The sequence below is a fragment of the Mesorhizobium sp. M7A.F.Ca.AU.001.01.1.1 genome (assembly GCF_004022735.1).
GTDB lineage: Bacteria > Pseudomonadota > Alphaproteobacteria > Rhizobiales > Rhizobiaceae > Mesorhizobium > Mesorhizobium ciceri.
In genome coordinates, this window is record NZ_RZPF01000970.1 from 1 (window position 1) to 1,878 (window position 1,878).

At 64.6% G+C, this 1,878-nt stretch carries 3 protein-coding genes and 1 pseudogene; 3 read left to right on the forward strand and 1 reads right to left on the reverse strand.

The features are described from left to right. On the reverse strand, positions 1 to 521 hold a 521-nt coding region (locus EN884_RS34670; RefSeq protein ID WP_164895377.1), incomplete at its 3' end, for a YihY/virulence factor BrkB family protein. A gap of 55 nt (positions 522 to 576) precedes the next feature. On the opposite strand from EN884_RS34670, the gene EN884_RS34675 reads away from it, so the two are divergent. The 3 genes and pseudogenes from EN884_RS34675 to EN884_RS34685 form a co-directional block, all read left to right on the forward strand. Further along, the gene (locus tag EN884_RS34675) at positions 577 to 1,443 is read left to right on the forward strand and encodes an SDR family oxidoreductase (RefSeq protein WP_013529429.1); all 867 of its coding nucleotides are present in this window, start codon (positions 577 to 579) and stop codon (positions 1,441 to 1,443) included. Positions 1,444 to 1,467: 24 nt separating this feature from the next. After that, entirely contained in the window at positions 1,468 to 1,659 is a 192-nt protein-coding gene (locus tag EN884_RS34680; protein ID WP_013529428.1) for a twin transmembrane helix small protein, read from the forward strand. A 25-nt stretch (positions 1,660 to 1,684) separates the two neighbouring features. Further along, positions 1,685 to 1,878, forward strand: a pseudogene (locus tag EN884_RS34685) (ATP:cob(I)alamin adenosyltransferase); the annotation flags it as partial.

A 1,878-nucleotide genomic window follows, 5' to 3' on the forward strand; every position in this document is an offset into this window, starting at 1 on the left:
ATATAGGGCTTGATCCAGTCGATATGGGCTTCGGCGAGCCGCGCCAGCAGCGGCGCGAACACCAGGAGCACGCTGATCGCCAGGAAACCGGCCGTGGCGATGAGCACGAAGATGATGCTCTGCACCCGGCGGTAGATGATGCCGCGCGTTTCCGAGACGCGGTAGGCGCGGTTGAGCGACGTGCGCAGCGCCTCGATGCCGTTCGAGGCAAAATAGGCCGCAAGCACCACACCATAGGTCAAAAGGTCGGTGCGCCTGACGGTCAGCACATTGAGCACTTCGCGCGCGATCGGCTTGGCGATCTGTTCGGGCCAGGTGTCGAAGACCAGATGCACGGCCGTGTCGGAGAACGCCTGCGCGCCGAGGAAGCTCGCCAGCGTCGTCGCGAAGATCAGGAACGGGAACAGCGCCATCAGCGAGGTGATCGCCAGATGGCTGGCCATCGCCCAGCCGTCATCGGTGTTGAAATGGCCAAGTGCGTCGTAGAGGACCCGCTTGAGGGCTACGATCTTCCGCAACAAGAACCGCGCCCTCCAATTGTCTCCACGCCGGGAATATGGGAAGGGATTGCGGCAAATGGCAACCCTTGGCGAAACCACGAACAGTCCGGCGCAGAAGTTGCGCTCGATTATCATCACCGGTGCGTCTTCGGGAATAGGCGCGTACTGCGCCCGCGCGTTGAAGGCGGAGGGCTGGCGGGTGTTCGCAACGGCGCGCAAGCCGCAGGACATCGCCGCGCTCGAGGCCGACGGCATCGAGGCCTTCTATCTCGATTATTGCGAGCCGGACTCCATCGCCGCGCTGGTGACGGCGGTGCTCGACCGCACCGGCGGCCGGCTCGACGCCCTGTTCAACAACGGCGCCTATGCGCAGCCGGGCGCCGTCGAGGATCTGCCCGTTGCCGCGCTCAAGCAGCAGTTCGAGGCGAATTTCTTCGGCTGGCATGATTTGACCCGCCGGCTGGTGCCGGTGATGCGCCGCCAGGGTCAGGGCCGCATCGTCCACTGCTCGTCGATCCTTGGCCTCGTGCCGGTGCGCTTTCGCGGCGCCTATTCGGCGTCGAAGCACGCACTGGAGGCCTTGATGCTCTGCCAGCGCCAGGAACTGGCCGGCAGCGGCGTCCACGTTTCGCTGATCGAGCCGGGGCCGGTGAAGTCGAAGATCGCCAGCAATGGCCTCATTTGGTTTCTCAGCAACATCGACCACGAGAATTCCGTGCACCGCGTGGACTATGCGGCGCAACTCGAGCGACTGCGGGCCGGCGGCAGCCAATCGGCCTTGAAGCCAGGGCCGGAAGTGGTTCATGCGGCGCTGCGCCATGCACTTCTGTCGCGGCGCCCACGCCCGCACTATGTGGTAACAGTGCCCGCCAGGATCGGCGCGGTGCTCAGACGCATCCTGCCGGCATCGATGCTTTACCGCCTGATGGCCAAACGCGCCTGAACGCCAACCAACTGGAACGAAGCAATGGCAACCGTCTTCAACATTCTCGCCATTCTGGTCATGGTCGCCGTTGCGGTCGTGCTTGTTCGCGGCCTCATCAACATGATGCGCGGCGGCTCCGGCGTCACCTCGAACAAGCTGATGCAGGCGCGAGTCATGCTGCAGGCCGTGGCGCTGGTGCTGATCCTGCTGGCGGTGTATTTCACCCGCAAGTGAGGATGCCGGCGGCCGGGGAGGCGAAATGGTCAAGCTCAACAAGATCTACACCCGCACCGGCGATGATGGCACCACGGGTCTCGGCACCGGCGAGAGGCGGCTGAAATCCGATCTGCGGGTAGAGGCCTACGGCACGGTCGACGAGGCCAATGCCTGCATCGGCATCGCCAGGGTCCACACGGCCGCGGCCCATCCCGCGATCGACGCCATGCTTTCCCG

Excerpts from the sequence above, each read along its gene's own strand:
- EN884_RS34675 (WP_013529429.1), top strand. The coding sequence starts at position 577 with ATGGCAACCCTTGGCGAAACCACGAACAGTCCGGCGCAGAAGTTGCGC.
- EN884_RS34680 (WP_013529428.1), top strand. The coding sequence starts at position 1,468 with ATGGCAACCGTCTTCAACATTCTCGCCATTCTGGTCATGGTCGCCGTT.